The sequence below is a fragment of the Roseovarius halophilus (ex Wu et al. 2025) genome (assembly GCF_047086965.1).
Genome location: NZ_JBKOTX010000275.1, coordinates 1 through 5,887, shown reverse-complemented (window position 1 = coordinate 5,887; position 5,887 = coordinate 1). Strand labels below are relative to the sequence as shown.

The window sequence follows — 5,887 nt, the reverse complement described above, 5'->3', positions numbered from 1 at the left end:
CCAGTTGGTCATCTGGTTCTGCGCCTCGTCGCGCGACCAGTTGGCGGTCTGACGGTCGATGATCTCGATGATGCCTGCGGCATTCACCCCCGCGGTATTTCCGACCCAAAGAAACAAGGGGCAGGGGAAGGCATCGGACTTTGGACCGGTCCGGGGCCGCGCAACCCTCCGGCGCGCAGGACACGGGCAAACCGGCTTCGCGTGTCTTGGGTTCTTGGGCGCCGGTTCAATGAAGCCGGGGGCGTTATCCGCGGGGCCGTTGGGTGGCCGTGTGCGGCGGGGCCCCCTATACGGCCTCGGCGGCGTCCAGCTTTTTCTGGGCGGCCATCCAGAGGCCTTCGGCGCGCTCCAACCCCTCCATGACCTCGGCATACTTGCGGTTCCAGGTCTCGAGTTCCGTCGCCTGGGATGCCTCGTAAAGCGCGGGGTCGGCCAGCTTGGCGGCCAGTTTTTCGCGCATCTCCTCGATCTTGGCGACGCGGGCCTCGCATTTGCGGACCTCGGCGCGCAATTCCAGGATGCGGTCGCGCGAGGGGCGCGGGGCCTTGGGTTTGGCCGGTCTGGCGGGCTTGTCGCCCGACAGCAGCAGCTTGCGATAGGCCTCCAGATCCTCCTCGAAGGCGGAGACGCGCCCGTTCTTGACCAGCCAGAGCCGATCGGCCACGAGGCTGAGCAGGTGCATGTCATGGCTGACCAGCACCACCGCGCCGGAGTAGGCGGTCAGCGCTTCCACCAGGGCCTCGCGGCTTTCGATGTCCAGGTGGTTGGTGGGCTCGTCGAGGATCAGCAGGTGCGGCGCCTCGATGGTGGCCAGCAGCAGCGACAGCCGTGCCTTCTGCCCGCCCGACAGCTTGGCCGCCGGAAGCTCGACCTGATCGGCCGTCAGCCCGAAGCCCGCCAGCCGTGCCCGCAACCGGCCCGGGGCCTCGTCGGGGCGTTCGCGGCGCAGGTGATCGAGCGGCGTCTCTTCGGGGCGCAGTTCTTCCAGCTGGTGCTGGGCGAAATAGCCGACGCGCAGCTTGCCATGGGCGGTGAACTTGCCTTTCTGAGGATGAAGTTTGCCAGACAAAAACTTGGAAAGCGTCGATTTTCCTTCACCATTGCGACCCAAAAGCGCGATCCGGTCGTCCTGGTCGACGCGCAGCGACAGCCGATCGAGGACGGTCGTCTCGCCATAGCCCACGGCCACCCCGTCGGTGGTGATGATCGGCGGCGAAAGTTCCTCGGGTTCGGGGAAGGAAAAGGCGCGCAGGGCCGCCTCTTGCGGGGTCGCGGTCAGAGTGATCCGTTCGATCATCTTGAGCCGCGATTGCGCCTGTTTCGCCTTCGAGGCCTTGGCCCGGAACCGATCGACGAAGCTTTGCAGGTGGGCCTTGCGGTCCTGCGCCTTGCGATTCTGTGCCTCGGCCACGGCCAGCCGCGCCGCGCGCTGTTCGGCAAAGCGGTCATAGGGCGTGGCGTAATAGGTGAGCTTGCGGTCTTCCAGGTGCAGGATGCCGCCCACGGCGCGGTTGAGAAGGCCCCGGTCGTGACTGATCACCAGTACCGTATGCGGATAGCGCGCCAGGTAGCTTTCCAGCCAGAGCGCGCCTTCGAGGTCAAGATAGTTCGTCGGCTCGTCCAGCAGCAGCAGGTCGGGCGCGGAAAACAGCACCGCGGCCAGGGCTACGCGCATCCGCCAGCCGCCCGAGAAGGCCGAACAGGGCATGCGCTGCTCGGCATCGGTAAAGCCCAGACCCTTGAGGATGGCACTGGCGCGCGCCTCGGCCGACCAGGCGTCGATATCCGTCAGCCGGGTCTGGATCTCGGCGATGCGGGCGGGGTCGTCGGTCTCTTCGGCCATGAGGGCCAGACGCTCGGTATCGGCCTCCAGCACCGTGTCCAGCAGCGAGGTTTCCGAGCCGGGCACCTCCTGGCTGACGCCGCCGATGCGGGCGCCGCGGGGCAGTTCGATCGTGCCCCCCTCAAGCGTCAGCTCGCCCCGGATCAGCCGGAACAGGGTTGTCTTGCCGGTGCCGTTGCGGCCCACGACGCCGACCTTGTGGCCGGTGGGGATGACGGCGCCGGCGTTCTCGATGAGGGGGCGGCCCTCGACCGAGTAGGAGATGTCTGAAATTCGCAGCATGGCGCAGGGGGTGCCAGAGGGCGGCAGCCGCGTCAATCGCACCTTTTCAACCCGCACCCCCCATGCTATCGGCGCGGCGATATTCACCCCGACCATCGAGGAATGACCCATGGCCACCGAACGCACCCTGTCGATCATCAAACCCGACGCCACCGCCCGCAACCTGACCGGCAAGATCAATGCCAAGTTCGAGGAGGCCGGCCTGCGCATCGTCGCGCAAAAGCGCATCCTGATGACCAAGGCCCAGGCCGAGCAGTTCTATGCCGTCCACGCCGAACGCCCCTTCTTTGACGAACTGACGGGCTTCATGGCCTCGGCGCCGGTCGTGGTGCAGGTGCTCGAAGGGGACGGCGCCATCGCCAAGAACCGCGACGTTATGGGCGCGACCAACCCCGCCGATGCCGCAGCGGGCACCATCCGCGCCGAGTTCGCCCAGTCCGTGGGCGAAAACTCGGTGCATGGGTCCGACGCGCCGGAAACGGCGGCCGAGGAAATCGCCTACTTCTTCTCCGGTCTCGAACTGGTCGGCTGATCCGGAACAATATTCCAGAATTTTGTTGCCGCCCGGACCTAGTCGTTCGGGCGGTTTTCCTTTGCCAGCGCCCACTGGGTCAGCGGCGGGCCGAGCATCTCGAAGACCACGGTCGAGGCGATGGTGACGGCCAGCACCTGGTCGCCCGCCTGCGGAAACCGGTCCGCGGCGACCAGCGCCATGCCCACGGCCACCCCGGCCTGCGGCAGCAGAGCGGCAGCGGTGCGCGCGCCGCGATAGGCCGTCAGCCCGGCCAGGGGGCCGCCCAGCGCCCCGCCGACAAGACGCCCCAGAATGCGCAGCGCCATGTAGGCCGCCCCGGTCCAGCCCGCGGCCACCAGCGCGCTCACGTCCAGCGAGGCCCCGGCCATGATGAAGAACAATAGCAGGAAGGGCCATTCGATCCGCTCGATCTCGTGAAAGGGGCGGTCGTGGTGGTGGGCCAGGTTGGTGACCAACGCCCCCGCGGTCATCCCCGCGATCAGGAAGGAAACCTCCAGCCAGAGCGCCAGCCCGGCGATGACAAGGACAAGGCCCAGGGCCTCGATCAGGGTGGGCTCGCCCGGTTTCACGCGCCCGGTCAGGACGGCGGCGGGCAGCCCCAGGACAAGCCCGAGGGCCAAGGCGCCGCCGATCTCGTAGCTGGCATGGGATAGCGCCTCGGCGTCGCCGCTTCCGGCGATCGTGGCAGCCAGCGTCAGCAACACCGAAAAGGCCAGCAGCCCCCAGGCGTCGTCGATGGCCACGATGCCGATCAGAACTTTGCCGAAGGGGGTTGTCTGGGCCTCGGCCTGGCGGATCACGTCCAGCGTTGCCGCCGGTGCGGTCGCCGTGGCGATGCCCGCCAGCAACAGCGCGGCCACAAACGATGTGCCGATGGCCCAGAGCCCCAGCCCGACAACCAGCGCCGTGCCGGCCACCAGGGCCAGCGACAAAACCAGGATCGCCCGGCCCCGGGCGGCCAGGGTGCCCCGGTCGAGGCTGCCGCCCATCAGGAAGGCCACCATGGTCAGGGCTGTCGGGGCCAGCACTTCATGCGCGGTGTCGACATCGACCGGCAGCCAGTCCAGCCCGGGCGGGCCGATCAGCACCCCCAGCAGGATCAGCAGGGTAACGCGCGGCACATGGACAATGTGCCCCAGCGCGTCCAGCGCGAGCCCGGCCAGAAACAGGATTCCGATGGCAAGGATCACGAGTTCCGGCGTCATGGCACCAGGCTAGACCCTGCGGGTCCGGCCCTCAAGCACGGCAATGGTGGGCGACCTCGCGGTCGCGCAGCCCGGTTTCCACCAGCAGGCAGCGATCGCGGGCCTCGTAGTAATAGCCGCGCGCGTACCACATCACGGCGGCGTCGATGTCGCCATCGGCCACCAGCCAGGCCCCGCGCAGGTAGCGGCCCGCGTATTCCAGGTTGGTCTCGGCCTCCAGCAGGGTCTCGGGCGGGCCGGAATGGCCCATCTGCGCGGCGGTTTCGGGCAGGATCTGCATCAGGCCCCAGTAGGGGCCGTTGCGCGCCCGGGGGCGGTAGTCGCTCTCGCGCTGGATGATCCGGTGCAGCAACGCCTCGGGGATGTCATGGTGCGCGGCATAGTCCACGACCAGCGCCCGCATTTCCGGTGTTTCGCCGGGATAAAGCGCGGGCCGATCCGCCTTGCGCGCCTCGGTGTCAGGGCCCGAGCCGCAGGCAGACAGAAGGGCGAAGAGGACAAGGGCAGGGATCAAGCGCATGGTGTGTTTTAGCGCGGCCGCACGATCGGGCAAAGCCCCCGCGTGCCGCATCGGCAAGGGCTTGCCTTACAGACGAAACCGCCCCCGGCACGGCGGCCGGGGGCGGGAAAGCAGCGTGACGGGGTGCGCCGGCCCTACATGTCGTCGGGCCGGGGGGTCTCGTCTGTCCGCGGGGGCAGCTTGGGGTGGACGACCTCGGGCTGCTCGCCGGTGAGGGTTCTCAGGAAGGCGGTGATATCGCTGATCTCCTGATCGGACAGCTCGAAGCCGAGCTGCGCGGTGCCCATGATCGCGACGGCCTCTTCCAGTTCCCAGACGGCGCCCGAGTGGAAATAGGGTGCGGTCAGCGCGATGTTGCGCAGCGGCCCGGCACGGAAGACATAGTCGTCGCTTGCGGTTTCGGTCACGGTAAAGCGGCCGCGGTCACCCTCGGGCAGGACTTCGGCCCCCGGCTTTTCCATCAGGCCGAAGGGATAATACTCCTGACCGCCCATGTTGACCCCGGCGTGGCAGGACGCGCAACCGGTGTCCATGAAGGCCTGCAGGCCGCGCTTTTCCTGTTCGTTCAGGGCGCCGTCACTGCCCATGACGAACTGGTCGAAGGGCGAGTTCGGCGTGATCAGCGTGGCCTCGAAGGATTCGATGGCCCGGGCGAAGTTGTCGAGGGTAACCGGGTCCTCCTCGCCGGGGAAGGCCTCTTCGAAGGAGTCGATGTAGGCCGGCATGGATTTGAGCGTTTCCACCACGTTGTCAGGGGTGTTGTTCATCTCGACCCCGGCCTGCACCGGGCCTTTGGCCTGCTCTTCGAGGTCGGGGGCGCGGCCGTCCCAGAACTGGGCGATGTTGAAGACCGCGTTGAACGAGGTGGGCGCGTTGCGCGGCCCCTTCTGCCAGCCGTGGCCGATGGACACTTCCAGACCGTCGACGCCGCCCATGCCCACGTTGTGGCAGGTCTGGCAGGAGAACAGCCCCGAGGCGGACATGCGCGGGTCGAAATAGAGCTTGGCGCCCAGATCGACACGCTCGCGGCTGACGATGTTGTCGCCGAGGTCGGGCGGATTCATGGGGATGGGTTCGAAGTAGCTGAGCGCGTCTTCGCGCAATGCCACGTCCTCTTGGGCGAGGACGGGTGTGGCGAGCGCAACAAGCGCCCCGGTGATGAATGGCGTCTTCGACATGTGACCCTCTGATCCTTCGGTTACGTGGCAGTTTCAGAGAGTTTACCCGCCTGCACGGCCCGGTTTCTTGATCTGGATCAGAAACGGCCCCTGTGCCGTGCCACCTGTGCGCAGGTGTCGCAGGCCGTCCGGCAAGGCGCCTGAATAAAAGGCGGATCGACGCCACGCCGCGCGGATGGGCGCAACGCCCCTTAGCCGCTGGCGACGTCGCGGAACACCAAGGGTTTCGGCGGGCCGGGGCGCCGGCGCGGGCCTGCGTTGTCGGGCCAGAAGAAACATGCGCCGGGTCATTCTGCGGCCTCCAGCCTGAGCCGGTCGCGCCGG

The 5,887-nt window shown here is 67.7% G+C and carries 5 protein-coding genes; 1 reads left to right on the top strand and 4 read right to left on the bottom strand.

Features of this window, described 5'->3' with window-relative positions:
- Window positions 1-286: 286 nt before the first annotated feature.
- Entirely contained in the window at window positions 287-2,125 is a 1,839-nt protein-coding gene (locus ACH107_RS29365; protein ID WP_412509255.1) for an ABC-F family ATP-binding cassette domain-containing protein, read from the bottom strand.
- 109 nt (window positions 2,126-2,234) lie between these two features.
- On the opposite strand from ACH107_RS29365, the gene ndk reads away from it, so the two are divergent.
- Entirely contained in the window at window positions 2,235-2,657 is a 423-nt protein-coding gene (gene ndk, locus ACH107_RS29360; RefSeq protein WP_310691944.1) for a nucleoside-diphosphate kinase, read from the top strand.
- Between the two features lie 38 nt (window positions 2,658-2,695).
- Here the strand turns inward: ndk and ACH107_RS29355 are convergent, their stop codons facing one another.
- The 3 genes from ACH107_RS29355 to ACH107_RS29345 form a co-directional block, all read right to left on the bottom strand.
- Complete coding sequence (locus ACH107_RS29355) at window positions 2,696-3,865, bottom strand: cation:proton antiporter (protein ID WP_412509254.1); 1,170 nt, start codon at window positions 3,863-3,865, stop codon at window positions 2,696-2,698.
- A gap of 31 nt (window positions 3,866-3,896) precedes the next feature.
- Window positions 3,897-4,385: a transglycosylase SLT domain-containing protein gene (locus ACH107_RS29350; protein ID WP_310691946.1), complete on the bottom strand. Its 489-nt coding sequence runs from the start codon at window positions 4,383-4,385 to the stop codon at window positions 3,897-3,899.
- A gap of 134 nt (window positions 4,386-4,519) precedes the next feature.
- Window positions 4,520-5,563 carry a cytochrome-c peroxidase gene (locus tag ACH107_RS29345; RefSeq protein ID WP_412509253.1) on the bottom strand — a complete coding sequence of 348 codons (1,044 nt, stop codon included), beginning with the start codon at window positions 5,561-5,563 and terminating at the stop codon, window positions 4,520-4,522.
- Window positions 5,564-5,887: the final 324 nt, after the last annotated feature.

Excerpts from the sequence above, each read along its gene's own strand:
- ACH107_RS29365 (WP_412509255.1), bottom strand. The coding sequence starts at position 2,125 with ATGCTGCGAATTTCAGACATCTCCTACTCGGTCGAGGGCCGCCCCCTC.
- ACH107_RS29345 (WP_412509253.1), bottom strand. The coding sequence starts at position 5,563 with ATGTCGAAGACGCCATTCATCACCGGGGCGCTTGTTGCGCTCGCCACA.
- ACH107_RS29350 (WP_310691946.1), bottom strand. The coding sequence starts at position 4,385 with ATGCGCTTGATCCCTGCCCTTGTCCTCTTCGCCCTTCTGTCTGCCTGC.
- ndk (WP_310691944.1), top strand. The coding sequence starts at position 2,235 with ATGGCCACCGAACGCACCCTGTCGATCATCAAACCCGACGCCACCGCC.
- ACH107_RS29355 (WP_412509254.1), bottom strand. The coding sequence starts at position 3,865 with ATGACGCCGGAACTCGTGATCCTTGCCATCGGAATCCTGTTTCTGGCC.